This window comes from Caballeronia sordidicola (assembly GCF_002220365.1).
Taxonomy (GTDB): Bacteria; Pseudomonadota; Gammaproteobacteria; order Burkholderiales; family Burkholderiaceae; genus Caballeronia; species Caballeronia sordidicola_C.
This window is the reverse complement of record NZ_MTHB01000246.1, coordinates 201,949-228,238: the sequence shown is the minus strand read 5'-3', so window position 1 is coordinate 228,238 and position 26,290 is coordinate 201,949. Positions and strand designations below refer to the sequence as shown.

The window sequence follows — 26,290 nt, the reverse complement described above, 5'->3', positions numbered from 1 at the left end:
AAAAAACCAAATATAGAGACCCATCATGAAATTTGCCATCTCAATCAGCATGGAGCGGTTTTCGCCGACGGATTCAATGTCGACCGCCATGTCCAATATGCTGGCGCTGGCTCGCATAGCCGATGAAGGCGGGTTCGAGACGCTCTGGACCGCCGAGCATCACACCATTGAGTGCACCGTTTCGCCTAATCCGTTCACTATCCTGACGTGGTTGTCCCAGCACACGCAGCGCATCAGGCTCGGAACGGCGACGCTGGTCGCGCCGTACTGGTCGCCGATCCGCCTCGCAGGCGAGGCCGCCATGTGCGACCACCTGACCGGTGGACGCCTCGAATTCGGGATTGCCCGCGGGGCGTATCAGTACGAGTTCGATCGCATGGCCGGCGGCATTCCTCAGCAGGAGGGCGTGGGGTACATGAAGGAGCTCGTACCGGCTGTCCAGAAGCTTTGGGCAGGCGATTATGCCCATGACGGACACTACTGGAAGTTTCCGCTCGCGACCTCGGTGCCCAAGCCGTTGCAGCAGCCGCATCCGCCTGTTTGGGTTGCCACGCGCGACCCCGGCAGTTTCGACTGGGCGGTGGGTATCGGTGCGAACATCTTGTCGACCCCGCTGTCCTCGCCGCCCTCCGAAGTCGCGGTGCTGGGCGAGAAGTTCCGCAAGGCGGTGGCCGACCATCCCGAGCGGGCGCGCCCGCGCTTCATGATGCAGCGACGCACATGCGTATACGATCGCGCCGATGACTGGCAAACCGCTGTGCGCCACAGCGTGGATTATGGCCGCACCTTCGAGAACCTGATGCAGAACATCGGCACTGTCACGGACGGTTTCCCGGAGCCCGTGCCTTACGAGACGGTCGCAAATCGTGCGAACTACGACGCGGCCAACATTCGCGACAACCTGATGTTCGGCACGCCGGACGAAGTGATCCGGAAGCTGCAGATTTACGAAGATCAGGGCGTCGATCAATACTGCCTGGGCCTTTCGTTCAATCTGCCGTTCGAGTTGCAGGTCAAGACGCTGCGCCTCTTTATCGATGAAGTGATGCCGCATTTTGCTGCCCGCGATGGTTCCCATGCAGGGGATTCGCAGGGCGAGCCAAGCGTCGCGGCCGCGGGGTACTGAACCATGGACGCCGCCAGGACTTCAACGACGCAAACGGCCGGCGAGCGCACGTTCACCGGCCGCGGCGTAGTGCTGAATTATCGGCTTCAGGGTGAGGGTTCGCGCCCGCTGGTCTGCATTCACGGCGTGGGTTCGAGTCTCGATGCGTGGGAAGGCGTCGCAGCAAAACTGGGCGACACCTTCCGCATCCTGACGCTGGATCTGCGGGGTCACGGACGCTCATCGCTGATTAAAGGCCGCTATGAGATCGATGATTTCGTGGGTGACGTGCTGGCGCTTGCCGACCATGTAGGCTTTGACCAATTCGACCTCGCCGGCTTCTCGCTCGGCGGCTTGATTGCTCAGCGGCTGGCGCTCACGCATGAGCCTCGACTGAGGAAGCTCGTGTTACTGGCGAGCGTCGCGGGCCGTACGCCCGAGGAGCGTGAACGGGTCGCAGCGCGGCTTGCTGCGCTGCAATCCGGTGACCGGGGCTCGCACTACGATGCGTCCTTGTCGCGCTGGCTCACCGAAGGGTTTCAGCAGCGCAATCCCGAGCTGGTTGCGCGCTTGCGTCAGCGCAATGCGGAGAACGATCCCGACTGCTATGCGTCCGCTTACCGCGTGCTGGCGCAAACGGACTTCGGCGGTTTTATCGATCAGATCAGCGTACCGACTCTGATCGCGACCGGAGAGGAGGACCAAGGCTCCAATCCGCGCATGGCGCACTTCATGCACCAGTGCATCCCTGGCTCGCAACTCGAGATCCTGCCGGGCTTGCGGCATTCGATCCTGATCGAGGCACCGGATCTCGTCGCAACGCTGATGCGCCGCTTTCTGGCGGGCGATGATGAAGAGAAGCGTGAGGGCATGCGCGAGGAGACGGGCCGATGATTGTCGAAGAGCGGATCTACCGGATCAGGAACGGCCGAATGGGCCGTTATCTTCAACTTGGGCGGGAGGAGGGACTGGCGATCCAGCAGCCCATCCTCGGCGGTCTCATAGGGTATTTCACTACTGATATCGGCCCCTTGAGCGAGGTGACGCATTTGTGGGCTTATGCAGACCTTCAGGACCGGGCGCGCCGCCGTCAGCAACTGGCGGACGATCCCAGATGGCAGGCGTTCCTGCCCAAGCTGTCAGAGAACATCGAGCAGGCGGAAAACAGGATTCTCGTGCCGACGGACTTTTCACCGTTGCGGCATCTGTCCCATCCCGCGGGCTTTCAAGAGGAGAAGAGGCTATGACCGAGCGCTTGAAGATCGAGCACTTGTACAAGGTGTTCACGGACAAGCCGGAGAAAGCGCTGGCAATGCTGAGCGCCGGGAAGAACAAGTCGGAGGTTCAGGAGACGCTGGGGCAGGTCGTCGGGCTCGACGACGTTTCCTTGAGCGTGCCGTCGGGTTCGATGTACATGATCATGGGACTGTCGGGTTCGGGCAAGTCCACGCTTGCACGCTGCATCAATCGTCTCAACGAACCGAGCGCCGGAAAGATCCTGCTGGACGACGAGGACATCTGCACGCTCGACGAAGCCGGTTTGCGCGACGTGCGGCGCAATCGCATCTCCATGGTCTTTCAGCATTTCGCGTTGCTGCCTAATCGGCGTGTGATCGAAAACGTCGAGTTCGGGTTGAAACTGCGCGGCATGTCGGCCCCGCAGCGGCGCAAGCGCGCCGAGGAAGTGCTGAGCGTCGTGGGTCTCGCGCGCTGGGCTTATCACATGCCGCATGAACTGAGCGGCGGGATGCGTCAACGCGTGGGCTTGGCGCGTGCGCTCGCCACCGATGCCGACGTCCTCATCATGGACGAAGCGTTCAGCGCGCTGGACCCGCTCATCCGCACCGAGATGCAGGACGAGTTGCTGCGCCTCCAGCGCACGTTGAGCAAAACCATCCTGTTCATCACGCACGATTTCCAGGAGGCGCTCAAGCTCGGCTCGCGCATCGCCATCATGTCGGAGGGGCGGCTCGTGCGCGAAGGCACGCCGCAGTCGATCGTGCTTGAACCCGGCAGCGATTACGTCGCCGCCTTCACCCGGGAAGTCGACCGCGGAAGACTGTTCGATGCAGGTTCGGTCATGACCTCGCTCGTGACCATCCTGCGTGGCCCGGACGGGATCGTCCTGGGCGACGCTTCCGGCGTACCGGGACCGGGTTTCATGCTCGATGCCGATGAACGCATCCTGGGCACCGTGACGGCGTCCGAGATTGAACTGGCGCGCGGCGGCGCGATGCCCCGGCCGGACACTCGCTTTACGTGCGTGCCGGCCCATACCAAGCTCGTCGATGTCGCCGGCAGTTATCGCGCCGGCGGCGCGATCGGCGTCACGGACGACACGGGCCGGTTGATCGGCCGTCTGGAAGCCGGTCAAATTCTTGCCGGCATTGGCGCTCCGAGCGCCGCGGGAGTACGCCATGTTGCTTAAAGCCGATGATCTCGCAGGCCTGCCGGTAGGCGACTGGATCCAGCACGGTGTGCAATGGATCGCGCTCAATTTGAGGCCCTTCTTTCTGCTCATCAAATGGCCCGTGGAACGGCTGTTGAACTTCAATGACAGCGTGCTTCACGCTATCCCGTTTCCGGTGATGCTGTTGTTGATGTTCCTGCTCGCGTGGCGGTTGGCGAGCCTCGGGGTCGCTGCGTTCACCTTAGTGGGGCTCATTGTTATCGCGATGCTTGGCGTCTGGGATCAAGCCATCACTACGCTCTCGCTGATCGCAACCGCCATCGTGTTTTGCGCGGTAATCGGCATCCCGATCGGCATCTGGTGCGCGCGCAGCGACCGCGTCTGGCGGATCGTCCGTCCGGTGCTGGACATCATGCAGACCACGCCGACGTTTGTGTATCTCGTGCCCGTGGTGATGCTCTTCGGCGTCGGTACGGTACCGGGCGAGGTTGCGGTCGTCATCACGGCCATGCCGCCGCTCATCCGCTTCACCCACCTCGGAATTCGCATGGTCGACCATGAGATCGTCGAAGCGGGTCTCGCTTTCGGAGCAGACAAGCGCCAGCTTCTTTGGGAGGTTCAGTTGCCGCTGGCTATCCCGACGATCCTCGGCGGTCTCAACCAGACCGTGCTGACCGCCATGGTGATGTCGGTCGTGATCGCGATGATCGGCGCGGAAGGCTTGGGGCTTGTGGTGCTTCAGGGGCTGGGACGTCTCGATGTCGGACAGGCTGCCATAGGCGGTATCGCCATCGTGCTGCTCGCGATGATGCTCGATCGCATCACCCAGAAGCTGGCTCAGTCGAAAGGCGGAACCCGGAGCGCGCTTCTGCCGGTGCTGGCGAGGTTCATCCGGGGCGGACGAATTCCCAGGGGCACGGCGACGGCCGCAGACCCGGCACACGATGCTGAAAAAGCGCTCTGATGACGGTTGAAAGAACGAGTCGACTCAAGCGTAGCCAGCTAAGCGTACCCAAAGCGCGTCTGGTATGAATACCAGACGATCGAACGATCACGAAAGAGGAGCATTGATGAGAGCATTTGTCCGGGCAGTAAGCGCACTCGCTGCCGTTGCAGTTGTCGGCCTGACATCGGCGAGCGTGGTTGCAGCCACGCAGGCGCTCCCCGGCGACGGCAAGACGATTCGCTACGCGCAGGGTGACAGCCTCGGCGGGAACTATGTCGCGGCACAGATCGTGATGAAAGCGATGAAGGCGCTCGGCTACGACGTGAAGCTGAGCACGATGAACACCACGCTGTTCTTCCAGGCTGCGGCCCAGGGCGACGAGGATCTGGCGACCGACGTCAATTTCCCGCAGCGCGAGCCAGGTTTTCGAGCCGTTGAGAAGCAGGCGGCAATAGTCGGCAGCGGCATGATTGTGGGCGGCGGCATCAACGGCTATGTCATCGACAGGAAGACTGCGCTTGCGTACAACATCACCAGTCTGGAGCAACTGAAGGATCCCAAGATAGCGGGGCTCTTCGGCAGCGACGGAAAGGCGGAACTGATCAGTTGCGACCCGGGTTGGAGTTGCGGTGACGTAGTGGATTACCAACTCGATAAATTCGGGCTCAAGCAAACCGTCCATGCGGTGCGCGGCAAATACGAGGCATTGATGGTAGATGCGGTTACGCGCGTGAAGGAAGGCAAACCTGCGTTGTTCTACGCCTGGAGTCCGTCGTGGGCCACCAACGCGCTGGTTCCGGGAAAGGACGTGGTATGGCTGCCTACGCCCGCGGATGCGCTGCCGCCCAACGTACCGAACAAGGGCACGGCGCTTGTGAAAGGAGTGGACGGCTGTGCTGGCGGCGCTGACCCGTGCCGCATGGCGATGTCGTCATGGAACTTCGATTCCGTGGCGAACAAGGCGTTCATCGCTGCTAATCCGGCAATCAAGTCGCTGATCGAGCAGGTCAAATTCTCTGTCGCGACGTGGTCGCAGTGGGAATATGCGATCAGCAAGAATGGTGGTTCTTCCACGCAGATTACGAAGCTAGCCGATGATTGGCTTGCGAGCAATAAGCCGCAATTTGAACAGTGGGTTGGGACCGCGAGCAAGGCGCGATAACAAGGTATAAACGGTATAGACGGTACCTGGCCTTCACGCATTCTGCCTGCCCGGAACCGTCTGAAGATTCACAACCAGCAACCGCAAGAGCGACTGCGCCGCCGCCTTCAATCGTAGGAAAAAACGCTGCCGAATTTGTCCATGCGTTCGAGGGCCATGCCCGAACCGCGCACAACGCAAGTCAGGGGCGCTTCAGCTACAAGCACCGGCAGGCCGGTCTCCTCGGCAAGCAGACGGTCGAGGTCACGAAGTAGCGCACCACCGCCCGCGAGCATGATGCCGCGCTCGGCGATGTCGGCGCCAAGCTCAGGCGGCGTGTTTTCGAGCGCGATCTTGACCGCCGAAATGATCTGGTTCAGCGGATCGGAGAGCGCTTCGAGGATCTCGTTGCTGGATACCGTGAAGCTACGCGGTATGCCTTCGGACATGTTGCGGCCCCTCACGTCCATTTCCCTGACTTCCGAGCCAGGGAACGCGGAGCCTATTTCCTTCTTGATGGCTTCAGCAGTCTGCTCACCGATCAGCATGCCGTAGTTGCGACGGATATAGTTGACGATCGCGTCGTCGAATTTATCCCCACCGACGCGCACTGAACCCTTGTACACAATGCCGCCGAGTGAAATGACGCCTACCTCGGTGGTGCCGCCGCCAATGTCGACCACCATCGAGCCGGTCGCCTCGGACACGGGCAGACCGGCACCGGTTGCCGCCGCCATGGGTTCTTCGATCAGGTACACCTGCGACGCTCCGGCGCTATGCGCGGCTTCCTTGATCGCACGTCGTTCCACTTGAGTGGAGCCGCACGGCACGCAGACGACGATCCGCGGCGACGGCGCCAACATGCGGGGTTCGTGGGCCATGCGAATGAAGTGTTTGATCATTTGCTCGGTAATGCTGAAGTCGGCGATCACACCGTCCTTCATCGGGCGGATAGCTTCAATATTGCCTGGCACCTTGCCGAGCATTTGCTTGGCTTCCTTACCCACGGCCAGAATAGTTTTTTTGCCATTCGGGCCGCCTTCCTGACGAATCGACACGACCGATGGTTCGTCGAGGACGATACCCTTGCCACGCATGTAGATCAGCGTATTTGAGGTGCCGAGATCAATCGCCAGGTCGTTGGAAAAATAACTGCGCAGAAAACCGAACATTCAAAATCCTGTGTTGCGCGACGGCAAGCGCTTGGCCCCGTCACGTGCGACCAGGCTGCGGTCGAGAATGGGGAAGAGTAACAGCTTCGGGGGAACGGAGCCGCAGCGCCGCCCCCAGGTTGATATTGGCGGGGACCTGCATGCCGGCGGCAATCAGGATTTCGTATCTTCCTGCTTCGACGCGATGACCACCGGAAGGCGGCTTTGTGGCGCAACAAGCTGGTCGTCGGTGGTTGACACAAGCCACAGACGTGCTTGCTCCGCGATCAGGCGGTTGTGGTCCTTCAATGGGCCCATCGCACTGGCGGCCTTCCAGACCACCGGGCCGATTCGGCTTTTCCTGCCCGACACCGCGCCGACCAGCAGGCAGTAAGGTCCCAACGGAAGCGATACGAACGGAAGTCCCGGACTGACACGCACGCGCCAGTCGATGAAAGGCGTCTCGCTGATCAGCAGCGGCGTGGGCAAGCCGTAAAGCACACTGAAATCGTACAGCGCCAGTTGCTCCCGCATGCCGGTGTAAATACGCCGGATGTCAACAACGACCGCTGCGCGGATCTCGTCGTCGAACATGGCCTCTTGCGCATAGCGGGCCAACGCTTCGCGAGCCTCCCGTTGATAGGCGCTGAACAGGCCGAGTTCCACGCAATCCTGCACGGCGCGCTGAACCTCCCCTACAGAACCGGCATCCTCTGGCGTGCCTAATTGCGCAGCCCGCAAAAACCGGGCAAGTCCCGCGTCCTGGATCGCCGGACCCTCCGCGGTTACATCGTCTTGAGCGTCCTTATCCAGAGGCACGTAGATATATTTTTCGGCTGCGAAATGCGATTTCTTACCTTCATCAAACTTGATTTCGCCATCGACGCAGTCGAGATAGCGAGTCCCAATCCGACCATGCTCCCAAACCCAATTCTTGAGGAGCGGACGGAGTGGATGCAGTCGGTCGTGTTCGGCCATTGAAACCTCCAAGTGCCTCAGTATAGTTCCAAGCTGTCGATTGGCTGGTGGAGGGCATGGCGATCGATGAAACCAATGGATCGACCGTTTCCGATCCAGAAGGGTGCGGTGCCGCCGGCTCAGAGGTGACCTGCGCGACAGGCCCCGTCTATTTGTTTTGACCCTGTCAGCCTCGCCAGGCTTCACTTGAACCGGAGAGGCGAGGGCGCCATCTTTCCCTCTGTACGTAGGAAGACCCGATGTTTTGCGCCAACTAGCATGTGAGCTGATCTGATTGAATCCGGACGCTGAACACTGCAGCCATGCGCTAACGGGCAGGAACGCTAATGAAGACTTTCAAGTGGGGCGTCGTGGCGGCGGTTGTTGCAGCGACGTTCATCTTATCGATGGCAACCACGCCGGCATTCGCCGATACGCTTCCAGGCTCAGGCAAGACGGTGCGCTACGTGCAGGCCGATAGCCTCGGCGCGAACTATATCGCGGACCAGATCGTGGCGCGGGCAATGAAGGCGCTCGGTTACGACATCAAGCTCAGCACGATGAACATCACGCTGTTTTTTGCGGCGGTCGCACAGGGAGACGTCGATCTGTCGACCGACGTCAATCTGCCGCAACGCGAGCCGGAGTTCCGGGCCGTCGAAAAGCAGGCGGAAATCATCGGCACCGGGTTCATTGCCGGGGGCGGTGTGAATGGCTACCTGATCGACAGGAAGACAGCACTTGCCCACAACATCACAAGCCTCGAGCAGATGAAGGACCCGAAGATCGCCAGTCTTTTCGGCGAGGACGGGAAGGCGCAACTCATCAGTTGCGACCCGGGCTGGAGCTGCGCCGAGGTCGTGAACTACCAATTGAAAAAATTCGGACTTACGCAAAATGTTCATGTGGTGAGCGGCAAATACGAAGCGTTGATGATCGATGCCGTATCGCGTATCAAATCCGGCTCGCCGGCGTTTTTTTACGCCTGGAGTCCGTCGTGGGTCACGAGCGGCCTGGTTCCGGGCAAGGACGTGGTATGGCTTCCCGTGCCCGAAGATGCATTACCGCCCAAAATGCCCAACACCGGTTCGGCCCTCGTGAAGGGAGTTGTCGGCTGTGCAGGTGGTGCTGATCCGTGCCATATGGCCATGGCATCCTGGATCGCCGGTTCGGTGGCAAGCAGGGCGTTCATTGCTGCCAATCCGGGCATCAAGGCGTTGATCCAGCAGATCAAGTTTTCGCCTGCGCTCTGGGCTGACTGGGAGTTGGCCATCAGCAAGGAGCCCAGCTCGCCCGGGTTGTTCGGCCGGCTTGCCGATCAATGGCTCGCAACGAATAAACCGCAGTTCGACCAGTGGGTCGCCACGGCACGCGCCGCACATTGAGCGCGCCGATTTCGTGCGGCGGATTCCAGGTGTCTGCGCGGCCTTGGCGAACACTGCGAACAGGCTGCCGACATTGAATCAACGGCGTTCTCGACCAATCCCTGTTCGCGAACAATCCCAATACCGAGGAATAAACCATGACAGACGTGCTAGCTCGCATTCTCGATATGAGTGAAGAAATTGTCGCTCTGCGCCAACGCATTCACGCTCATCCGGAACTTTCGCTCGAGGAGCACGAGACCAGCAATCTTGTCGCGGAGCGTCTTCACGCATGGGGTTATGAAGTGCATCGGGGTCTGGCGAAAACAGGCGTGGTTGGCACGCTGAAAGTCGGGACCGGCACCCGTCGTCTCGGCTTGCGTGCAGACATGGACGCGCTGCCGATCCAGGAGTCGACGGGCCTGCCCTATGCCAGTCAGCGCAAAGGCGTGATGCATGCTTGCGGCCACGACGGCCATACCGCCATCTTGCTCGCGGCTGCCCGTTATCTGTCGGAAACCCGTCAGTTTTCCGGTACGTTGAACCTGATCTTTCAACCCGCCGAAGAACGGTATTGCGGCGCGAAAATCATGGTCGACGAGGGTTTGTTCGAGAAATTTCCTTGCGATATGGTCTTTGGTTTGCATAACCGGCCCGGCGAGCCGGTTGGGAAGTTCGGCTTCCTGCCGGGATGCTTCATGGCGTCGTCCGATACCGTGTACATCAGCATCCATGGCAAGGGTGGCCATGGCGCAAGACCGCATCTCGCCGCCGATCCGATTGTCGCGGCGGCGCACATTGTGATCGCGCTACAAACCATCGTCTCACGCAATACGGACCCGCTTGATACCGCGGTGATCACCATTGGCGAGATTCACGGCGGGACCGTCTCCAACGTTATTCCGGAGGTCGTGACGATGACGCTTTCAGTTCGCGCATTGCGGCCCGAGGTGCAGCAATTTTTGCACGACCGCATTATCGAAGTCGCGGAGTCTCAGGCGTCGACGTTGGGCTGTACGGCAAAGGTTGATTATCAGTGGGGATGTCCGGCGGTCGTCAACGACCCGGCGGCCACCGAGTTCGCCCGGCAGGTCGCACACGACTGGTTGGGGGAGCAGGGGCTGATATCCGACATGCGTCCCACAGCGGGGGCGGAGGATTTTTCCTTCATGCTGCAGGCCGTTCCCGGCAGCTACTTCATTGTGGGCAACGGAACCGGACCCGCGCACAACAGCGGCGATTGCATGTTGCACAATCCAGGCTACGACTTCAACGACGCGTGTTTGCCGATCGCCGCGACGTATTGGGTGAAACTCGCCGAGCGGTTCCTGGCGCCGCAGTGATAGATCTGTCGTGATGCCCAGGTGTTTCGCAAAAACCGTATGTAAGCCTTCAATCCTGCGGCGATCGCCGCAAACGTCACCGCACAACGCCTGGTCCTGCGCGGCCAACGCCGATTGGCACGCTTCGATGTCGAAGCCCGCGTAGGCGTCAGCACCTCAACGCCACTTACCTCGCTTGCGGTCAATCGCACCGTGCCACGAACTCCTGCCCCGTGGCTCCTGCCCACTCGAGGCAATGCTGCGGAAGTCGTCGGTTGAGTCATAGGCAACGCGCGCCGGGCCGCCGGCAGTGAACCGGTCTCCAAGAGCACCAGAAAAGTGCGCCACCACTCCAGTTCGGTTCGCGTTGAACCACAGTATGCATTTTTGTATAGATGTTATGCGCCTCTAGGCAATTTTCGTTTGGTCTTCTATTGAGCAAACTGGGGTCTCCAGCAGCCAGACCGAACCCTCAGGAGCCGACCATGAACATCGCAGCCATCGACGCCCGCACCTCTCTCCTTCGGGAGCCCTGTATCGCCGCCGTGTGGACGAAGCGGGCCGCCAGCGCGGTGTTCAGGCTTTGCGTCGCCGGGCTCGAAGCCTGGCTGCGAGCCCCGGTCCAGCCCGTTCTCGACGCCTATCTGGGGACGATGCTTTCCCGCGCGTCGTCAATCTCTGCTGCGATCTTTCGCCACCTCTCGTTCTGAACTTTCACCTTTAGGAGAATCGCCATGTCCAAAGTAGCCCTGTTCGGCGCCGCAGGCGTCATCGGTCAAAGCATTGGATCCTCGCTCAGCGGCAAGGGCCGCCCCCTATCGTGTCGTCGGCCGTACGGAAGCTGCCATGCGCAACGCGTTCGGCGCGGATCGGCTCGCGGAGATCGTCACACGGAACCCGGATTCGCCCGCGTCGGTGGTGGCTGCCGCAAAGGGCATCGAAACGCTGATCTATGTGGTCGGCTGAACGACTGGCAGTTCGAACTGCATCCCGAGTTGATGCGCAAGACGATTGATGGCGCGCTCGCCGCCGGAGTCAAGAACATCATCCTGATCAGCACCGTGTACCCGTACGGCAGGGCAGAAACCAACCCGGTGCGCGAATCCCACCCGTAGGCGCAGGCCACATGTGCTTCGATCTCGTTGATAACAGGCCACGCATTGTCGCCGTTCGTCATCAATACAAAGTCCGTAACCTTTGAGGACATGCGCCCAACTCTCGCCGAATTGAACGCTACTGAGCCAATTTCTCATACAGTGACGCGATGTAGCCGCCAGACTCTGGAATTGGCTTGATCTCTACTCGTGTAAAACCAAGCGACTCATAGTAGGCACATAGCTTCGTGTTTCTCAGGTCACAATCAAGCCTGAGAAAATTTCGATTCAAGGCGCTTACCTTATTCGCGCACCAATCCATGGTGAATCTGCCAAATCCAAGGCCGCGATAACCCTTCCTTACGGAAAGCCCGTGCACATAACCAGCGATCGGGTCTTGTGGCCCCCAGTGCCCTCCATCGTCCCAATCGAGCGAAAACGTTCCCATGGGTGTGCCATCCTGCTCGACAACATACACGTCTCTTCGCGAGAGACTATTGAGTACCCATGTTTCGCTAAATCCGTCTCCTTCCTTGCCCCACACGTAATCGCCGTGCGCAAGCTTGGTTGTGTGCGCATCGTTGCGGATCTGTGTCAGCACCCGTACGTCCTCTACGGTTGCTCTGCGGATGCTTTTCGAGGCCATCACTCATATCTCCGTTTTTGAACAGTCGTCGCGAAGAAAAAGCCGCTCATGTCTGGTGCTCTCGCGCGAGTATTCGAAAGACTACCGCCTGGAACTGAACGTAGTTTGCAGCGGTGCCGGTGCCTGCTATTTTGCTTTTCTTGCGGCCAGCAACAACGCGTCCTCCAAGCGATCGTTGCCCCAAAACATGTCGGTTCCCGCAAAGAACGTAGGAGCGCCGAAGATGCCGCGGCGCAGTGCCTCATCCGTCTGAGCGCGCATGTCACGTCTATTATCCTCAGATTGAGCCGCGACAATGATCTCTTGTGCAGGTAGCCCGAGCTTCGTCAAAGTCACGTCGACTACGGCGGAATGGTTGATATCTTGATCTTCGACAAAGTTGATTTGCATCAGCCGTTTGCAGAAGGCACTTATCCAGGGTTGCTCCGCTCCGATCAAGGCGACTCGCATTGGAAGCAGCGCGCTGCGGGGGAAATGGCTTGGTTGGGTCCATGGCAGACCGTACTTCTCGCACTGGCGAGCCATGTCGCGCCATGTATAAACGCCTTTTTCCTTCTGCAATACGAATGGTGAACTTTCCCAACCGAAAGACTTGAAGATCGCACCGAGCAGAAAAGGTTTCCAGGAAATGGCGACGTCGTGTCGTTCGGCCAATGCTTCGATCCGCATCATGCTCAGATAGCTATAGTTACTCCCAAGGTCAAACCAGAATTCAAGCTTGGCGGGGATGCCTGGATCCAGCGTTGTCATTGCGATCTCCGAGGTTCATTCATAGACGACGAGGCATCGAGCCTCAATGCTCTCTCGCGGCAGCGTGCCATCAGGCACGTCCGGATGATCGAACGCCGCGTGCGGCGTGTATCTCGCAACGCCACTGATCAGCGAGTCGTATTGCTTGAACACCAGCGCTTCTTGCCGGTTCATTGCGGAAAAGTAGGACCATCGATGCCGCGGAGAGTGCAATGCAAGATAGATCTCTCCGATACGTCGCGCATACCGCACCTCGGCGTTGACAAGATCGGCGACGCCGATGGTCCTGGCATCACAAACCGCCAGGGGCGTATCCAGAACCGGTGCTTTAATTGAGCGCCACACGTTGACGATGCTGTATCGCGTCACACCCAATTTCGCAGCATTCTCACCGAGCACCAGTGACAACCGCGTGCGGCCCGATTCCTCGGTGTAATCGTTGTGGACTTGACCGTTCGCGGCCGCTATCGCGCCTTGATCCGGGCGCCCGAAGCCGAGAGGCCTGCGGTCTGCTTCGCGCCGGCGTACAAGATGGTCGAACACGTACGCACGGGTTGCTCCGGTCGCCATACGTGCAAGTTCTTCGACCTCCGGGTAATAGGCCTCAACGATCGTATCTCTATCGAGGAAATCCTGCACCGTCGATGGCGCGTCCCAAAGCGCGAAGCCCTCAACATGAATGGAACTCCGCGTTGACGCGGCGCGACCGTCACTTATGGAGACTGTGCGCTCATCGTGCCGATAGTTTTCCCAAGGTGTTCCAGGCGGCGGCTGATAAGCATAGTTATACGGACGTTCTTGCGTCGGCTGCAGGTAGCTAAGGACTGCCTGCACTGAAGGCGCAGGAAAGACCGCCGGTGAATACCGGCGTGTCATCTCACTTGGTGTGACGTCGCCCGTCTTGGCATCGGCGCAAGGGCGGCGCTGCGGCGCAGACGGATCGTAGGTCGGATCGACGTTCATAGTAGGCTCCATGAGTGCCGGCGCGATCGCGCTGGCCACACACCCATTGAAACCCACCGACGTTGGCTTGCTCAAGCGCGGATCTCGCATGCCTCACATGCGCGTAGCACATGTGAGGCATGCGAGATCACTGCTGCGCTTCACTCACGATCCACTCTATCACTGCGCGCGCGTCGGTCCGCGGCACCGCTTCTGCAGCCATCAACCAGTAAGCGTGGTCGTTCGTCGGACCAGGATGGGGCGCCGAGAGAAGCACGAGCCGTTTATCAGTCAGCATCGGTCGAATCAGTTCGATCCTGCCCAGCGCGATTCCCTGACCGGCCATTGCCGATTGCACGACCTGATCATATTGATTGAATCGCAGAAAACCTTTGGGCTTCACTCCTTTCCAGCCAACGCTCGCGAACCAATCGTCCCAGTGCAGCCACGGGCGCCCGGGGTCGTCGAATTCGAGCAACACCTGTCCCGCAACGTCCTTGGGCGATAAAACGTGCTCAAGGCCGAGAGAGGGATGCGCGACCGGACTGATTGTCTCGCGGAACAACAGGGTCGCGTCATTCCCGACCGCTGAGCGAGGGCCGTACCTGATGGCGATATCAATGCCCTCGCTGGCGAGATCCACCAAACGATTGTTCGCGGCGACGCGCAAGTCGATGCCTGGATGCAGGCGTTGAAAGCGCCCAAGCCTTGGCAATACCCATAGTCCGGTCACGCCAATGCTGGCACTCAAGGTAACGGGTAGACGGCGGGCGCCAGCGCGAAGCGCACCAAACGCGTCTTGCAACTGCTGGACGGCGCCGTTGGCGCTTCGAAACAGTCGTTCGCCCTCCGCCGTAAATGCAATGGAGCGATGTCCGCGCACGAGCAATTTCGCCCCTATGCGGTCTTCCAGCGCTTGCACCTGCCGGCTCAAAGCGGATTGTGTCAGGCAGAGGTCGTTGGCGGCGACGGTGATACTCATGCGACGCCCTACCGCGACAAAGCCACGCAACGGTTCCATCATTGACGCGAGGGCAAGCAGGGTGTTTGACATGCGGCTGTCTCATGCAAAGATTACGCAAGGATATCACCGGCGGTTGGGCCGGCCACCGCAGACTTACGGTTCTTCATCCCAGTAATCAAGTGAATTGCCTTTTCGCTGAATAACGCGAAGGGGTACTTCCTCCCTGCCGCGAACGATCGCCTGGTACTTCCCCGAGTCCGGGTATTCGACGACTTCCGGATCGTGTCGTGTGCCAATCGAAAGATATTTGAGCGGGGCTTCCGATGAGTTAATGATCTGATGCGGATACTCAGGGCCCGGAGGAATGAAAATTACATCGCCGGCTTTGATCGGAATCAGTTCGTCCGCAACACGGAGCGTTCCATCTCCTTCGAGGATGACGAACATTTCCTCTTGCGCATGGTGAAAGTGATACGGACACGAGCGCTTTCCCGCAGCGACAATATCAATCGACGCGCCAAGGTGTCTCGCCGCGGTATCGGTTCCAAGCCGCGCGCTGAGCGTCTCGTATAGAGGCAAACGAACTTCCGCCGTCTTCTCAACTTCGTGAAAATTTCGTACGAGCTTCCTGGCAAGTTCATCGGCCTTTGCGCTCATGCCCTCTCCATAACATCATTGATGGTCTTGGTTCGAATAACGCTTCAAGCGTAATGTCGGGCTGGCTTTTCATCAAGACGATAGACAGCTATCGGCTGACCGGCTTTCGTCGGAGAGTGTGCGCGCAGCTAGGTACTTGCTACCAGCAGTTCCTCAGCATTGTTTGGCGGGCGCAGACCATCGGTCCTGCCCGCGAAGTATCGCCGAGCAAGATCGGCCGCCGGGACGTGTCGTGCTTCCTTGAAGCCCGCTTCGAGGGCCAGCGCCTGGATCTCCGACGGGGTGAAGAAGCTAAGAAACGGGGTCCCGCTTGCTCGCGCTCCCTTTTCCGCCATCTCAAGCCCGGGACGTACCTCGGGGTCCGCCAGCTCCAGCGGGAACAGGAACGTCATGGCGAGGATCGATCCTGGGGCGAGGCCCGAGACCTGGCGCAGCGTGGCCGCGTTTGCCTCCTTGGTCAGATACATGCTGACGCCCGTGGAGACCACGATTGCCGGCTTGCTGTCATCGAAGCCGGCAGTCACGAGCTTGTCGTGCCAGGCCTCTCCCGCCTCGAAATCGACCGGCACGAAGCGCAGCCAGTCCGGGACGCCGAAGCCGAGCTCGATCAGGCGCTGACGCTTCCATGCCTGAGGACCTGCCTGGTCGATCTCGAACACCCTGAGGCGGGACGCGATCTCCGGCCTGCGCTGTACGAAACTGTCGAGGCCGGCGCCGAGGATGACGTATTGAGCAAGCCCGTGGCTGGCCTGTTCCACGACCAGATCTTCGATGAAGCGGGCACGAGCCACGATTGAGGCGCGAAAGGGCCGCGTGAACTGCGGGTCCATGTCCCCGCGACTGCGCCAGTCATCGTCCGGGGCCAGCAGCTTAAGGCCGACTTCATCTTCCAGTACATGCGGCGCAGAGTCAGCCTCGACATGGAGAGCGCGCCACAAGGCGACGCGCGCTGCTGTGCTGTCTGGCGCTGCATCTGGCCTGTCGTTCATGACTTTAGATCCTGTCTTTTGTCTTCGTCTTTGTCTTCGTTCTTGCCTGAGGCCGACTACGCGGCCGTCCACTCGGCGAGCTTGGCCACGGTATTCATGTTGCGAGCGGTTCCAGTCCCGGCGGCCGGGATTTTCAGTTTTGAACGGGCTATTCCGTCTTTGTAGTGCACGTAAATCTCACGTGTACCGAGTGCGATTTCTTCAGTTTGCTGACCACTCACATTGTCCAGCACATCTGCGGGAGGGGGGGCGTCGAGAAATATTGCGACGGTTCGATTCGGCGCCGCAGAACTAAAGGGATTGTTGGCAAGGACCGCCGCTAGCTCAGCGCCCGTGCGCACCAGAATCCCTACCGGTTTTCCCGCATAAGTCTCAAGACAACGCTCCAGTTTCGCTTTCACCGATGACTCCGAAAGCTTGCTTTCGAATACAACGTTGCCGCTGGCGATATACGTGCGCGCATTGGAAAAGCCGACGGAGGCGCACATCGCGCGAAGTTCGGACATGGGAAGTTTGCCGGTGCCGCCAACATTCACGGCCCGCAAGAGAGCGACGTAAGTAGTCATCCAGGCATTCTATTGCCATTTCATCTACATGGCTTTGTACAGTAAGCCGATTAAAACAGATCGCGCGTTTGTAGCGTCGGCTGAGTTCTCTCGTTCACTATTTCGTCGGCCATCCGGAATACCTCGGTATGTCGCCATTTTCAGTCGTCCAGGTCTGGTCGTGCGAGGTCCAGATGTGCGAGTTTTTTCGGAGAAGTCCAGGAATGGATTTTTGCGGATATCGGCGAGCACTAAAGCCGGTGCTGGACAATGGCTGATGCCTGAGCAGACCCGCTCAGACGGACGCAAAGCAGCGCTGCCACAGCCAGCGCCGCCGCGGCCGTCTCCAACGATCCGGAGAACGAATGATGCGGTGCGTACATCGCATTGGCAACGAGCGGTCCCACGATCTGCCCGACGCCAAAGCATGCGGTCATCACGGCAAGAATGCTCACGCGCATCGTGTGTGCAACCCGACGGCCCGCGAGCATCGCGATAGTCGTGGTGCCCATGAATGTACCGCCTACGATCAATGCACTGCCAAGGTACCCGGCCGGGTTCGGCGCAACGACAGGCAAGATGACGCCGATCGCTTGCAGAGCGAGATTCAGGAACAGCGCGCGTCGTGTGCCGAGGCGCATATGGAGCGCGTGCCAGATGAAGCATGACGGAGCCGCGCCCAGGCCAAACAATGCCCAGACCTGGATGGGATCGATTGAACCAATTGCGTTCCTGACGAAGAACGGCAGATAGGTCGCGGTGATGATGTAGCCGAAACCCGCCAGACCGTAGAGCGCAATCAGTCGTCCTGCGCCGAGTGCAGGGAAGGACTCGTGTCCATGCACGGTCGCACGCTTGCCGGGGTTTTCAACCGGGCGTGCATCGAGACTCGGCAGCGCAATTGCACCGAGGATCAATGCGCCCGCTGCCAATACCCACCAAAGCCCGGCGCTATGCAGGTCGAACGCACGTCCCACGATCAGCATTTCCGACGACAGCACAATGCCGATGCCGACACCGGCATAAAGCAGCGGGGCACCGCTCGTGTGGCCGCGATGTTGCAGCAACCAGAGCGAAGCCGCCACCATGGTGACCGCGCTGACGGCGCCTGTGATGCCGCGCATGGCGATGATCAGCCAGGGAGCATTCAATAGCGCAGTCACCCCGAGACATAGCACGATGCCCGCGAGCGCAAGCATGCACAGCCTGCGCGAGTGTCGCGGATGCACGGCGGCGCTCAGCAGAGCCCCGGCCAGATAACCGGCATAGTTGGCCGATGCGGCGAGCGTGCCCTGATGCACGGTCAGCACGGCATCGCTCACCATGACCGGGTAGATGCCCGTGAACGCAAAGCGTCCGAACCCCATTCCCACCGCCATGACAAGAGCGGCGATCAACGCGGCGGTGCCTTGACTTGCTGTCGACGAAGCCTGACGAATCGTGCTCATGATGATTTCCTCTTCGCTGCGAGTTGCTTCGACACGAATGGCGTAAGCGCTTCGCGTAGCGCCTTGAACGCCGCCGTTTCGTATCCGTTTCGATGCACGAGCCATGTATCCACCTTCGCCACGACCTGAGTGCGGAACTCGGGCGCTTCGCGCAGCAACTCGAGCACGCTGCGCGGTACGAGGGATACGCAGCCGCCAGCTGCCACGCACGCAAGCATGCTGTGGTAGGACCCGACCTCCTGTATGTCGAGCGGTGACGTGTCCTGGCCGAGCCACTCCTCGGCGAGCACGCGGTAGCTGCAGCCTTGTGCAAACGCGGCCAGCGAACGCACGGCGATATCCGCGCCCTGGCGGACAGCGGCATGTCCGGGCGGCAGCACGAGCAGGATTTCCTCGCGAAAGACCGGTTCGCCATGTAGCCCGGCTGCTTCAAGATCCGCTGCCGACGCCATCTCGCCACATGGCGGCAGCGCAGCAAATGCGCAATCGAGCAGGCCGCTGCGAACTTGTTCGATCAGTTGTCGCGAGGGTGCGGTTGAAATTCTGAGCTGGACGTCGGGGTACTGGACGTGAAGGGCGGCAAGTGGTCCCGGAAGACGAGCCGCAGCGGTGCTTTCCATACTGCCAATTCTCAGCGTGCCGGAGGGCGCTTGCGGGCTTAGCACTTGTCGCGCTTCGTCGGCCAGCGCGAGCATGCGGTTGGCGTAGCCGAGAAAACGTTCGCCTTCCGTGCTCAGCGTAAGACGGTTGCCGTCGCGCCGAAATAGTGCCACCCCCAGTTCCTCCTCGAGCTGCTGGATTCGCGTGGTCACGTTCGATTGCACGCGGCCAAGCCGCTTGGCCGCCCGGGTCACGCTGAGTTCGGCGGCGACGACGCGAAAAATGTCGAGACTGGTGTGGTCCATGAAAATCTCAATTAGAGAACGATGTAAACATAATATTCCTAAATTGAGATAATATGCAAGCCGTCTACTTCTTTTGCGATGGTGACCCGGATCGACGCACATGCGCCCGGCCATCGCTCAACGCCTGATAGAACAATCGAGGCCCGACATGACTCCGCAAGCAACCCGTTCCCTTATGCCGCTGGACGGCCCTCCCCAGCGGCTCAGCTATGCCGAACGCAATGCGCCGTACTGGCGGCGCAACCTTTTTGTCTGCGTATTCGGGTCTTTTACGACGCTGCTGAGTCTCAGCATGTTGCTGCCGTTCCTGCCCCTGTACGTGCAGCAGTTGGGCGTGAGTTCTCCGGCGGCGGTCGTGCAATGGTCGGGTGTCGCCTTCGGCGCGACCTTCTTCGGCACCGCGATTACCGCGCCACTCTGGGGACGTCTCGCGGACCGTTATGGCCGCAAGCCCATGTTGATCCGTGCGGCGGTCGGCATGGCCATCGTGATGTCGATGATCGGCCTCGCGCATAACCTGACCGAACTTGTGGTGCTGCGGTTGATCGCGGGATTGATCGGCGGTTACGCCTCCGCATCGATCGTCATGGTCGGCACACAGGCGCCACGTGAGCGCGCAGGATGGGCGCTGGGCGTACTGTCGACGGGTGCGCTCGCGGGCAATCTCGTGGGGCCGCTGGTCGGCGGTTTCCTGCCGACATACGTCGGCATCCGCGGCACTTTCTTTGTGGGCGGCGCGATCATCGCCGTGGCGGCGCTGCTGACCGTTGTGTTCGTGCGCGAGGATTTCGATCGTGCGACTGACGCGAAAAAGCGTGTCGATGTTGGCGCGGCTTTGCCACCGGCAATGGACCAGCGGGTGATCGTCGCGCTGCTGGTGACGGCCATGATGGTGCTGCTCGCCAACATGTCGATCGAGCCGATCATCACCGTTTATATCGGGCAACTTGGTGTGCCAGGCGACCATGTCGCCCGCATGGCCGGCATAGTGATGGCGGCATCGGCATTCGGCAGCATGTTGACGGCCGCCCGTTTCGGCGCGCTGGCTGATCGTATCGGTAGTTCGAAAGTCATCATCGGGTGTCTGATTGCGACCAGCGTGGTCCTGGTGCCGCAGGCGTTTGTTCACCAATGGTGGCAGTTGGCCATTCTTCGCGGCTTGATGGGCATGACGCTCGCGGGGCTGCTTCCATCGATAGCGAAGGAGATCCGCCACACGGTCGCCGACCACAATTCCGGCAAGACGCTTGGCTATCTGCAGTCCGCCCAGTTCAGCGGGCAGGTTATAGGCCCGTTGATCGGCGGCCAGATCGGCGCGCACGTCGGCTTGCGCGCCGTGTTCTTCGTGACGGCGTCCTTGTTGCTCGTGTGTGCTGCGTTGAATCGATGGGCGAGAACGAGGCCGGTGAGTTGAGTGGTCGACGCTGTGCCCCTTGGCCTGGCAGGGGCCCTTTTCACAAGCAGAAGAGCGTCCTGTAGGTGCTGTTTTACGACGAGATCTCGATCTTGCGGGCGCCAGGCTGCATGGGACCGCCAAGCAATGACGCCAAGCCATCCGTACCGCATCTGCGGCCTGCACCGGATCATCAAGCCTGCTTCGCGGTTAAAAGCTTGATACCCAGACCGAAGAAGATCAGGCCACTGCAACGCTTGACGGCTTTCATCCAGCGGCTTGTACCAAGTCCGCTATGAATCCTGCGAACCCCGAGCGAGTAAATGGTGTGAACCAGCGCCACGATGCACGCCACGCTCAGGTACATCACGATGAACTGAGCCGGCAGCGGCTGATCATGCACGATGAATTGCGGCATGAAAGCAGAAAGAAAAATCAACGTCTTGGGATTACTTCCTGAAACCAATAACGCTTCCCGAAAAATTTTGCGCTTGTCGAGAGGCTGCGCCGAGAGGGCGTCGACGGATGCCGTTGCCATGGGCTTCCGGCTTCTCAATTGCTTCACGCCAAGGACCATAAGGTAAACGGCTCCCAAGACCTTCATGGCGAGAAACAACGGTGGCATGGCTGCGAGGACCGCACCCACACCCAATGCCACAAGCACCACCACGACCAACTGAGCCAGCAGATTTCCGGCGATGGTCGCCGCCGTGCCACGGCCGCCGAATCGCACGGTATTGCGGATGACGAGCAGGACGTTGGGTCCGGGGGAAATAGTGGTGACCAGATACGCTGTGGCGAAGAGAAACCAGGTATGAAAGGACATTCGCAGGCTCGCTGGATCGTTGCGGATTGGGGTAACCGTAGACGAATGATGCCATTACCGTGCTGCCTGCATAAAACCGCGAACCTTGCTTTCATCGACGGGATTCCACCACACGCCTCCGACCTTCAATGAACTGGCGACGATCACACCGTCAACCACCGACAGAATTTCCGCAATGTTGCGTTCCGTGCAACCACTGCCAACGAGCAGCGGCAATGTCGTCGCATTCCTGATCTGCCGCAAATAGTCGGTACTGGCAGCGTCGCCCGTGCGTTGGCCCGTGGCGATGATCGCATCGGCATCGAAGAACTCCACGTCGCGTACCAGCTCTTCAAGCGAACGGTCCGACACGATCGCATGCGCACCGTGCTTGACGTGGGCATCAGCGAAAACGCGGATGCCGTCGGCGCGCAGCTTTGCACGGTAGCGCAATGCGAGCGCCGCCGCGCCTTCTATCAGGCCTTCGTTCGCGACATACGCATTCGCCCACTGGTTCACGCGCACGAAAGCCGCGTTGCTGGCGGCCGCGATCGCAAGCGCCGGGAGCGCCGCGTTAGCAAGCACGTTGATACCGATCGGCAAACCGGTTTCCCGCGCGATTCTATCGGCGGTCACAGACATGAACGCCGATGTCTCCGGACCGATATCGTCCGGCTTCGAAAACGGCACGTCACCGTGATTCTCGACGATCAGCCCGTCGACGCCGCCTTTCGCGTATGCCACGGCATCGGCGAGCGCGGCGCTGTAGATCGCCTCGCTCGATGCACCCTGATAACGCGGCGAACCGGGGAACGCCGGACAGTGAATCACACCGATCACAACGCCGCGCGGGCGCCCAAATATCTGTTCGACGCAATCGGTGCGTCCGCGTCCCACTCCAGATGAAGTTTCCATATCGATTGAGTTCAGGTTAGAGAGTTGAATAGTCCGGGCAACTCGGCGCGGCTCGGGAAAGCAGCCTGCGTACCGCTCCTTGCGACGGCGAACGCAGCGGCGGCTTGCGCCCGCTGCAAGGAAACTGTCATGGGGAGATGCTGCGCAAGCGCCGCGAGGAGGACACCGCAGAAAGCGTCGCCGGCACCCACGGTGTCGATGGCGTTGGCTCGCGTCGCCGGTATCAGCGCCGTGCGTCCCGGGCGGCACCAGAGGACGCCCTCGGAACCCAGCGTGACGATGACCTCGCCCGCGCCCGATTCCCTCAGCGAACGCGCGGCGTCCTCCGGGCTTTCCAGCCGGGTCAGCGTCGCGGCCTCTACGCGATTGACCACGAGAACGTCGACATGAATCAGCAACGGGCGGCAATCGAAGCAAACCGGTCCGGGATTGAGCAGGGTACGGCGCCCGCCAGCATGCGCGTGATGCAAGAGCTCGGTTGTGACGGTCTCGCTCAGGTTGCCCTGCATGGCGATCCAGTCGCCGCTACGGGTTGCGTCGAGTACCGCGCCCGGCGAAGGTACATAGTGAGCCGCTGCATCGTTGCGAGTCACGATCGTATTCTCGCCTCGCTGGTCGACCGTCACGATTGACATATCCGTCATGCACGGTAAGCGAGCGATATGACTTGTGTCGATACCTTCTTCCACGAGCCTCGCCAGGAAACGGTCGCCGTCGGCGTCGTTGCCGAGCGCAGCAAACAATTGCACCTGGGCGCCCGCGCGTTGTGCCATCACCGCCTGATTCGCACCCTTGCCGCCGAAGTCATGCAATGTAGTGATAGCAAGCGAAGTCTCACCGGCAAGCGGCAAGTGATCGACCCGAAACACAAGGTCGATCGCCGCATTGCCGATAATGCAAACACGCGCTTCATTCATCAGCGGTCAACCAGTCAAGACAGTTGGTCCATAACCGCGCGTTGCCTTCCCATTCGGAGAACTCCGGCGGCAGCCAGTGGCTCGACATGTCGCTGGTCCACGCAAGCGTGCGTCCGCGGCCGTGCGTACCCGCGACTAACAGCGGGTGGCCGGTCTCGGGAACCGTCGCGATCAGCGTTGCGCCCGCTTTCAACTGCACTTCGTTATAGCCCAGCAAGTGAGGCCACTGCGTTCCAAGCCCCTCGACGACCGGGTGCGAAGCGACTACGTTCGCGGTGAACCCTTCCGGAACTTCTACCCGATCGTCGTAAGGCAGGCAGGTGACCGGCAACACGTCCTCGACCGGCGTATTGCGAAACCGCGCGCTGCCGTTGATGCCCTGGAAACTCAAATAGCCGCCGATCATCATCAGGCCTCGTCCGGCCTCGACGTACTCTCGCAACAACTTGAGACGGTTCGGCGTGCGCTGGCTCTTGACCCACGTATCAGGATGCAGCAGCAACGTATTCGCGCCGATGTCCGAGAGGATGATCGCGTCATAAGCGAGCAATCCGTCAAGCGTGGAGGGAAAGGCTTCCTGCGCTTCGTGGCTTGGCATATGCGTGATCGCATAGTCGCTGTCCTTGAAGATATTCAGGAATATCGTCGCGCCGTTTTGATAGGTCACGGTTGGAAACTGGTCGAAGCCCTTGATGTGCGTCGACATGCTCGTCCAGCTCTCTCCGGCAAGCAAAACAGATTTGGTCATGCATGTGCTCCTCAAGCGCGCGGCGAGCCGTGTCGGCGGCACGCGGCGCAGGGTGGAACCGGTTCACATCGTCTTACGCAAACACCCGTTATCTGCCCGAGAACACTCGCGCCGGGTTCGCAATCATCATTGTTTCAATCTGCTCGTTCGTCACGCCATGGCGCCGCAGTCGAGGCACGAAATATTTAAGGATGTAGCCGTACCCGTGGCCGCCAAAACGCGTCAGCATGATCTTCATGAACACGTCCTGCGACATGAGGATCCTGTCGATAAATCCGGCATCGACCAGTGCCTTGATTGCGCGGGCGTTCTCTTCATCAGAGGGCGATTGCGCGTTTTCGTCGGCGTAGAAATACTCCATGCCGATCATGTCGTACTCGAGCCAAGCGCCGCGTTCAGCGAGTGAATGCTGGTACTCCACGTCCATATGGCTCGGGTTCATGTGGCACAGCACGGTGTGGTTCAGGTCGGCGCCTTCTTGCGCCACGATATCGAGCACGCGATGCCCGTGCCGGACCCAGCCGGGCAGATGCACCGAGATTGGCACATGCGTTGCCGCACTCGCTCGCGCGGCAGCGCGGAGCGACTTTTCCTCGTTGGCCGTGAAAGCGGCCGAGACGCCTATCTCGCCGATCATTCCGGCAACCACGTCGGGCTTTTCGATGGCGCCTCCAACGTCGGCAATCAGTTGAGCCGCCAGTTCGTCGATCGACTTGTGTTTCACATAGTCCGGATGCGACGCTTCGAGATAAAACCCCGTCGACATCACAATGTTCAAGCCGGTACGGCGTGAGATCCGTTGCAGCGCGGCAGGATCTCGTCCAATGCCGAGATTGGTCGGATCGACCACCGTATTGCCGCCCAGTTCGCGAAAGCGCATCAGCTCTTCAACGGCTACGTCGGCGTCGAACAACTGGCAGTTGTCACGGTTCATCAGCGGATTCATCCGCAGCGCACCTAGAATGCCGATATGAACCTTCTGCTCGCCGATGAACCGGTCGCTGCAGCAACTGGGCGGCACCCATTTTCCCGATGCATCCAGCAGGATATGCTCGTGCATCAGCGTTACCCCCATCTGCCCGACGGGGAGCGGTCCGAGGACGGTCATCACATGGCCGCTGCCAATGCCTATTGGCAACGGCGCGTCGCGGCGGAAGATCGAACTCATCGCTTAGCCTTTCTTGCGCCGTTGCGCGGAGAAGATGCGCGTATTGAGCCAGATCGCAAGCAGCATGATCGCGCCCTGGATGATCTGCGTATAGAACGGCGAAACGTTGATCAGGATCAGTCCGTTGCCGAGCACCGCGATGGTCAGCGCACCCAGCAAGGTGCCGAGAATGGTTCCCCTGCCGCCAAAGAGGTCAGTACTACCGAGCACGACCGCAGCGATCACGGCGAGTTCAAAACCAACACCCTGATTCGACGATCCGCTGCCGAGCCGCGCCGTCGTGATCAGTCCGGCGAGACCCGCTGCCGCGCCGCTGAGGACATAGACCTTCAGCGTGACGGCGCGCACATCGACGCCCGCGCGGCGTACACCTTCCGAGTTGGTGCCTATGCCGGTCACATAGCGTCCGAACCGCGTATGCCGTAGCGTGACCCATCCCGCAAGCAGCGTGGCGATCGCGATGACCGCGGGCGTTGGCACGCCCAGCAAACGCCCGCGGCCCAGTTCGACGAACCATCCGTTGTTTTCGATCGGCACTGAATAACCTTGCGTGATCAACAACGCGATACCGCGCACGACCGACAGTGTTCCCAAAGTCACAATGAACGCCGGCATTCCCGCAAACGCGATGAAGTAGCCATTGATTGCACCGATCAGCGCGCCAAGCGTGAGGCCACCGAGCAGCACGACGATACCCGGCGCGCCGGCTCGCAACGCGATAGCCGAGAGCGCGCCGACCAGCGCGAGCGTGGAGCCGATCGACAGGTCGATCCCCCCCGTCGTGATGACAAGCGTCATCGTCGTGGCGACGATCAGCAGTGGCGCGCTTTGACGGAGTACGTTAAGCAGGTTGCCGGCGGTGAGGAACGTGTGCGTCGTAAGCGTAAAGGCGAGGGCGCAGACAATGAAGAATGCTGCAATGCTCGCTACGCCTGCATTGCGGCCGAGCAAGTGCTTGAGCGACAGGCGCGGCGCCTTGGACTTGTTGTCGTGCATGGCGAGTTCCAT

27 protein-coding genes and 2 pseudogenes are annotated in these 26,290 nt (G+C 60.3%); 11 read left to right on the top strand and 18 right to left on the bottom strand.

The window, feature by feature from the left end; translation table 11 throughout:
• Positions 1 to 25: 25 nt before the first annotated feature.
• The 6 genes from BSU04_RS34845 (at position 26) to proX (BSU04_RS34820) (ending at position 5,623) form a co-directional block, all read left to right on the top strand.
• Positions 26 to 1,126 carry an LLM class flavin-dependent oxidoreductase gene (locus tag BSU04_RS34845; protein ID WP_089164793.1) on the top strand — a complete coding sequence of 367 codons (1,101 nt, stop codon included), beginning with the start codon at positions 26 to 28 and terminating at the stop codon, positions 1,124 to 1,126.
• 3 nt (positions 1,127 to 1,129) lie between these two features.
• Positions 1,130 to 1,999, top strand: a complete 870-nt coding sequence (locus BSU04_RS34840; protein ID WP_089164792.1) for an alpha/beta fold hydrolase — start codon at positions 1,130 to 1,132, stop codon at positions 1,997 to 1,999.
• The gene (locus BSU04_RS34835) at positions 1,996 to 2,352 is read left to right on the top strand and encodes an NIPSNAP family protein (RefSeq protein ID WP_089164791.1); all 357 of its coding nucleotides are present in this window, start codon (positions 1,996 to 1,998) and stop codon (positions 2,350 to 2,352) included. The genes BSU04_RS34840 and BSU04_RS34835 overlap by 4 nt, the downstream gene beginning before the upstream one ends.
• A complete protein-coding gene (locus BSU04_RS34830) occupies positions 2,349 to 3,533 on the top strand; it encodes a quaternary amine ABC transporter ATP-binding protein (RefSeq protein WP_089164790.1) in 1,185 nt (394 codons plus the stop codon). The genes BSU04_RS34835 and BSU04_RS34830 overlap by 4 nt, the downstream gene beginning before the upstream one ends.
• Complete coding sequence (locus BSU04_RS34825; protein ID WP_089164830.1) at positions 3,526 to 4,479, top strand: ABC transporter permease; 954 nt, start codon at positions 3,526 to 3,528, stop codon at positions 4,477 to 4,479. Before BSU04_RS34830 ends, BSU04_RS34825 begins: the two co-directional genes overlap by 8 nt.
• A gap of 106 nt (positions 4,480 to 4,585) precedes the next feature.
• Positions 4,586 to 5,623 (top strand): glycine betaine/L-proline ABC transporter substrate-binding protein ProX, encoded by a 1,038-nt coding sequence (proX, locus tag BSU04_RS34820; RefSeq protein WP_089164789.1) that lies wholly within the window; start codon positions 4,586 to 4,588, stop codon positions 5,621 to 5,623.
• A gap of 107 nt (positions 5,624 to 5,730) precedes the next feature.
• On the opposite strand, the gene BSU04_RS34815 is transcribed toward proX (BSU04_RS34820), so the two are convergent.
• Both BSU04_RS34815 and BSU04_RS34810 read right to left on the bottom strand, forming a co-directional pair.
• Complete coding sequence (locus tag BSU04_RS34815) at positions 5,731 to 6,774, bottom strand: rod shape-determining protein (protein WP_089164788.1); 1,044 nt, start codon at positions 6,772 to 6,774, stop codon at positions 5,731 to 5,733.
• A 153-nt stretch (positions 6,775 to 6,927) separates the two neighbouring features.
• Complete coding sequence (locus tag BSU04_RS34810; protein ID WP_089164787.1) at positions 6,928 to 7,731, bottom strand: hypothetical protein; 804 nt, start codon at positions 7,729 to 7,731, stop codon at positions 6,928 to 6,930.
• Between the two features lie 326 nt (positions 7,732 to 8,057).
• Here BSU04_RS34810 and proX (BSU04_RS34805) point away from each other — a divergent pair, with 326 nt between their 5' ends.
• Both proX (BSU04_RS34805) and BSU04_RS34800 read left to right on the top strand, forming a co-directional pair.
• Positions 8,058 to 9,095 (top strand): glycine betaine/L-proline ABC transporter substrate-binding protein ProX, encoded by a 1,038-nt coding sequence (proX, locus tag BSU04_RS34805; protein WP_089164786.1) that lies wholly within the window; start codon positions 8,058 to 8,060, stop codon positions 9,093 to 9,095.
• Between the two features lie 137 nt (positions 9,096 to 9,232).
• Positions 9,233 to 10,417, top strand: coding sequence for a M20 aminoacylase family protein (locus tag BSU04_RS34800; RefSeq protein ID WP_089164785.1), 1,185 nt, complete (start codon positions 9,233 to 9,235; stop codon positions 10,415 to 10,417).
• Positions 10,418 to 10,548: 131 nt separating this feature from the next.
• On the opposite strand, the pseudogene BSU04_RS48990 reads toward BSU04_RS34800, so the two are convergent.
• Positions 10,549 to 10,781 (bottom strand): annotated as a pseudogene (locus BSU04_RS48990) (helix-turn-helix domain-containing protein); the annotation flags it as partial.
• 100 nt (positions 10,782 to 10,881) lie between these two features.
• Here BSU04_RS48990 and BSU04_RS34790 point away from each other — a divergent pair.
• A complete protein-coding gene (locus BSU04_RS34790; protein ID WP_089164784.1) occupies positions 10,882 to 11,106 on the top strand; it encodes a hypothetical protein in 225 nt (74 codons plus the stop codon).
• Positions 11,107 to 11,130: 24 nt separating this feature from the next.
• Positions 11,131 to 11,508 (top strand): annotated as a pseudogene (locus BSU04_RS34785) (NAD(P)H-binding protein); the annotation flags it as partial.
• Positions 11,509 to 11,629: 121 nt separating this feature from the next.
• Here the strand turns inward: BSU04_RS34785 and BSU04_RS34780 are convergent.
• The 9 genes from BSU04_RS34780 to BSU04_RS34740 all read right to left on the bottom strand — a co-directional run bounded on the left by BSU04_RS34780 (position 11,630) and on the right by BSU04_RS34740 (position 19,336).
• Entirely contained in the window at positions 11,630 to 12,136 is a 507-nt protein-coding gene (locus BSU04_RS34780; RefSeq protein ID WP_089164783.1) for a GNAT family N-acetyltransferase, read from the bottom strand.
• 126 nt (positions 12,137 to 12,262) lie between these two features.
• Complete coding sequence (locus BSU04_RS34775; protein WP_179258540.1) at positions 12,263 to 12,886, bottom strand: 2-hydroxychromene-2-carboxylate isomerase; 624 nt, start codon at positions 12,884 to 12,886, stop codon at positions 12,263 to 12,265.
• Between the two features lie 15 nt (positions 12,887 to 12,901).
• On the bottom strand, positions 12,902 to 13,849 hold the full coding sequence (locus tag BSU04_RS34770) for a CmcJ/NvfI family oxidoreductase (RefSeq protein ID WP_256983679.1): 948 nt from the start codon (positions 13,847 to 13,849) through the stop codon (positions 12,902 to 12,904).
• A gap of 127 nt (positions 13,850 to 13,976) precedes the next feature.
• On the bottom strand, positions 13,977 to 14,882 hold the full coding sequence (locus tag BSU04_RS34765; protein WP_089164781.1) for a LysR substrate-binding domain-containing protein: 906 nt from the start codon (positions 14,880 to 14,882) through the stop codon (positions 13,977 to 13,979).
• A 63-nt stretch (positions 14,883 to 14,945) separates the two neighbouring features.
• Positions 14,946 to 15,449: a cupin domain-containing protein gene (locus BSU04_RS34760; RefSeq protein WP_089164780.1), complete on the bottom strand. Its 504-nt coding sequence runs from the start codon at positions 15,447 to 15,449 to the stop codon at positions 14,946 to 14,948.
• A 128-nt stretch (positions 15,450 to 15,577) separates the two neighbouring features.
• On the bottom strand, positions 15,578 to 16,438 hold the full coding sequence (locus tag BSU04_RS34755; protein ID WP_089164779.1) for a class I SAM-dependent methyltransferase: 861 nt from the start codon (positions 16,436 to 16,438) through the stop codon (positions 15,578 to 15,580).
• Between the two features lie 56 nt (positions 16,439 to 16,494).
• The gene (locus BSU04_RS34750; RefSeq protein ID WP_089164778.1) at positions 16,495 to 17,004 is read right to left on the bottom strand and encodes a DUF1697 domain-containing protein; all 510 of its coding nucleotides are present in this window, start codon (positions 17,002 to 17,004) and stop codon (positions 16,495 to 16,497) included.
• 230 nt (positions 17,005 to 17,234) lie between these two features.
• Positions 17,235 to 18,431 (bottom strand): YbfB/YjiJ family MFS transporter, encoded by a 1,197-nt coding sequence (locus BSU04_RS34745; protein ID WP_089164777.1) that lies wholly within the window; start codon positions 18,429 to 18,431, stop codon positions 17,235 to 17,237.
• Entirely contained in the window at positions 18,428 to 19,336 is a 909-nt protein-coding gene (locus BSU04_RS34740; protein WP_089164776.1) for a LysR family transcriptional regulator, read from the bottom strand. The genes BSU04_RS34745 and BSU04_RS34740 overlap by 4 nt, the downstream gene beginning before the upstream one ends.
• A 148-nt stretch (positions 19,337 to 19,484) precedes the next feature.
• On the opposite strand from BSU04_RS34740, the gene BSU04_RS34735 reads away from it, so the two are divergent.
• A complete protein-coding gene (locus BSU04_RS34735; RefSeq protein WP_089164775.1) occupies positions 19,485 to 20,750 on the top strand; it encodes an MFS transporter in 1,266 nt (421 codons plus the stop codon).
• 172 nt (positions 20,751 to 20,922) lie between these two features.
• Here the strand turns inward: BSU04_RS34735 and BSU04_RS34730 are convergent, their stop codons facing one another.
• The 6 genes from BSU04_RS34730 to BSU04_RS34705 all read right to left on the bottom strand — a co-directional run bounded on the left by BSU04_RS34730 (position 20,923) and on the right by BSU04_RS34705 (position 26,290).
• Positions 20,923 to 21,555, bottom strand: coding sequence for a LysE family translocator (locus BSU04_RS34730; RefSeq protein ID WP_089164774.1), 633 nt, complete (start codon positions 21,553 to 21,555; stop codon positions 20,923 to 20,925).
• Positions 21,556 to 21,609: 54 nt separating this feature from the next.
• Entirely contained in the window at positions 21,610 to 22,449 is an 840-nt protein-coding gene (locus tag BSU04_RS34725) for a BtpA/SgcQ family protein (RefSeq protein WP_089164773.1), read from the bottom strand.
• 11 nt (positions 22,450 to 22,460) lie between these two features.
• Positions 22,461 to 23,366 (bottom strand): ribokinase, encoded by a 906-nt coding sequence (locus BSU04_RS34720; protein ID WP_089164772.1) that lies wholly within the window; start codon positions 23,364 to 23,366, stop codon positions 22,461 to 22,463.
• Entirely contained in the window at positions 23,359 to 24,114 is a 756-nt protein-coding gene (locus BSU04_RS34715; protein ID WP_089164771.1) for a glutamine amidotransferase, read from the bottom strand. Before BSU04_RS34715 ends, BSU04_RS34720 begins: the two co-directional genes overlap by 8 nt.
• 88 nt (positions 24,115 to 24,202) lie before the next feature.
• Positions 24,203 to 25,282, bottom strand: a complete 1,080-nt coding sequence (locus BSU04_RS34710; RefSeq protein WP_089164770.1) for a phosphotriesterase family protein — start codon at positions 25,280 to 25,282, stop codon at positions 24,203 to 24,205.
• A 3-nt stretch (positions 25,283 to 25,285) separates the two neighbouring features.
• Complete coding sequence (locus BSU04_RS34705; protein ID WP_089164769.1) at positions 25,286 to 26,290, bottom strand: ABC transporter permease; 1,005 nt, start codon at positions 26,288 to 26,290, stop codon at positions 25,286 to 25,288.

Bases quoted from the DNA above. Each gene is read 5' to 3' on its own strand.
- BSU04_RS34745 (WP_089164777.1), bottom strand. From the start codon at position 18,431: ATGAGCACGATTCGTCAGGCTTCGTCGACAGCAAGTCAAGGCACCGCC.
- BSU04_RS34750 (WP_089164778.1), bottom strand. From the start codon at position 17,004: ATGACTACTTACGTCGCTCTCTTGCGGGCCGTGAATGTTGGCGGCACC.
- BSU04_RS34830 (WP_089164790.1), top strand. From the start codon at position 2,349: ATGACCGAGCGCTTGAAGATCGAGCACTTGTACAAGGTGTTCACGGAC.
- BSU04_RS34780 (WP_089164783.1), bottom strand. From the start codon at position 12,136: ATGGCCTCGAAAAGCATCCGCAGAGCAACCGTAGAGGACGTACGGGTG.
- BSU04_RS34735 (WP_089164775.1), top strand. From the start codon at position 19,485: ATGACTCCGCAAGCAACCCGTTCCCTTATGCCGCTGGACGGCCCTCCC.
- BSU04_RS34740 (WP_089164776.1), bottom strand. From the start codon at position 19,336: ATGGACCACACCAGTCTCGACATTTTTCGCGTCGTCGCCGCCGAACTC.
- BSU04_RS34715 (WP_089164771.1), bottom strand. From the start codon at position 24,114: ATGACCAAATCTGTTTTGCTTGCCGGAGAGAGCTGGACGAGCATGTCG.
- BSU04_RS34755 (WP_089164779.1), bottom strand. From the start codon at position 16,438: ATGAACGACAGGCCAGATGCAGCGCCAGACAGCACAGCAGCGCGCGTC.
- BSU04_RS34725 (WP_089164773.1), bottom strand. From the start codon at position 22,449: ATGGAAACTTCATCTGGAGTGGGACGCGGACGCACCGATTGCGTCGAA.
- BSU04_RS34765 (WP_089164781.1), bottom strand. From the start codon at position 14,882: ATGTCAAACACCCTGCTTGCCCTCGCGTCAATGATGGAACCGTTGCGT.
- BSU04_RS34730 (WP_089164774.1), bottom strand. From the start codon at position 21,555: ATGTCCTTTCATACCTGGTTTCTCTTCGCCACAGCGTATCTGGTCACC.
- BSU04_RS34775 (WP_179258540.1), bottom strand. From the start codon at position 12,886: ATGACAACGCTGGATCCAGGCATCCCCGCCAAGCTTGAATTCTGGTTT.
- BSU04_RS34705 (WP_089164769.1), bottom strand. From the start codon at position 26,290: ATGGAACTCGCCATGCACGACAACAAGTCCAAGGCGCCGCGCCTGTCG.
- BSU04_RS34835 (WP_089164791.1), top strand. From the start codon at position 1,996: ATGATTGTCGAAGAGCGGATCTACCGGATCAGGAACGGCCGAATGGGC.
- BSU04_RS34720 (WP_089164772.1), bottom strand. From the start codon at position 23,366: ATGAATGAAGCGCGTGTTTGCATTATCGGCAATGCGGCGATCGACCTT.
- BSU04_RS34790 (WP_089164784.1), top strand. From the start codon at position 10,882: ATGAACATCGCAGCCATCGACGCCCGCACCTCTCTCCTTCGGGAGCCC.
- proX (WP_089164786.1), top strand. From the start codon at position 8,058: ATGAAGACTTTCAAGTGGGGCGTCGTGGCGGCGGTTGTTGCAGCGACG.
- BSU04_RS34845 (WP_089164793.1), top strand. From the start codon at position 26: ATGAAATTTGCCATCTCAATCAGCATGGAGCGGTTTTCGCCGACGGAT.
- BSU04_RS34800 (WP_089164785.1), top strand. From the start codon at position 9,233: ATGACAGACGTGCTAGCTCGCATTCTCGATATGAGTGAAGAAATTGTC.
- BSU04_RS34815 (WP_089164788.1), bottom strand. From the start codon at position 6,774: ATGTTCGGTTTTCTGCGCAGTTATTTTTCCAACGACCTGGCGATTGAT.
- BSU04_RS34760 (WP_089164780.1), bottom strand. From the start codon at position 15,449: ATGAGCGCAAAGGCCGATGAACTTGCCAGGAAGCTCGTACGAAATTTT.
- BSU04_RS34840 (WP_089164792.1), top strand. From the start codon at position 1,130: ATGGACGCCGCCAGGACTTCAACGACGCAAACGGCCGGCGAGCGCACG.
- proX (WP_089164789.1), top strand. From the start codon at position 4,586: ATGAGAGCATTTGTCCGGGCAGTAAGCGCACTCGCTGCCGTTGCAGTT.
- BSU04_RS34770 (WP_256983679.1), bottom strand. From the start codon at position 13,849: ATGAACGTCGATCCGACCTACGATCCGTCTGCGCCGCAGCGCCGCCCT.
- BSU04_RS34810 (WP_089164787.1), bottom strand. From the start codon at position 7,731: ATGGCCGAACACGACCGACTGCATCCACTCCGTCCGCTCCTCAAGAAT.
- BSU04_RS34710 (WP_089164770.1), bottom strand. From the start codon at position 25,282: ATGAGTTCGATCTTCCGCCGCGACGCGCCGTTGCCAATAGGCATTGGC.